Below are 571 nucleotides of genomic sequence, written 5' to 3' on the forward strand. Positions count from 1 at the left end.
TGCCAGTGGGGCGCTCTCACGCTCCATTGATATGAAAGCCTCACCAGAACAGGTGATTGTGGGCTCTGGGTTGGTTTATGCGCGGATTCATCAATTGGGTGGGGCTATTTTCCCGAAAAATGGCAAAACCCTGCGCTTTTTTCTTAAAAGCAGCAAGGCACAGCGTTTTGTTTGTGTGCCTCAAGTGACCATGCCGGCACGTGCCTATTTAGGGCTTTCAGAGCGCAATAAAGTGGAAATTGTCAAAGCAGCAGAGGATTGGCTGGAAAGGGTCTTTTCATGAGACAAGCTGTTGAGAGTCTGGGGCGCATCAATCAGTTTCGTGAGGCGGTGATAAGGAGCCTTAAAAGGGCTTTGCCAGATGTGCGCGATTGCGGCTGTCAATTTGGGCGTTTTAATTTAGAAGAGCTTGAAACACAGATGCTGGTGGCTCCAGCAATACGGGTTGCGGTGTTAGAAAGTCGTTTAAATCCTATGGCTTCTGGACAGATGAGTGCTGATCTTCATTTAGGGGCTTTTATTATCACCACGGGCAAAGAGCGGGATGTTTCCAGTTGGCTTTTGGCAGAAG

At 48.7% G+C, this 571-nt stretch carries 1 protein-coding gene and 1 pseudogene; both read left to right on the forward strand.

Going from position 1 to position 571, the window contains the following annotated elements; genetic code table 11:
• Window positions 1–283: phage virion morphogenesis family protein (locus ABD915_RS10190; protein WP_345117853.1), on the forward strand; the 283-nt coding region annotated here is incomplete at its 5' end.
• Window positions 280–571, forward strand: a pseudogene (locus tag ABD915_RS10195) (hypothetical protein); the annotation flags it as partial. The gene ABD915_RS10190 and the pseudogene ABD915_RS10195, both read left to right, overlap by 4 nt.

Source organism: Bartonella jaculi, from assembly GCF_039543045.1.
Lineage (GTDB): Bacteria > Pseudomonadota > Alphaproteobacteria > Rhizobiales > Rhizobiaceae > Bartonella > Bartonella jaculi.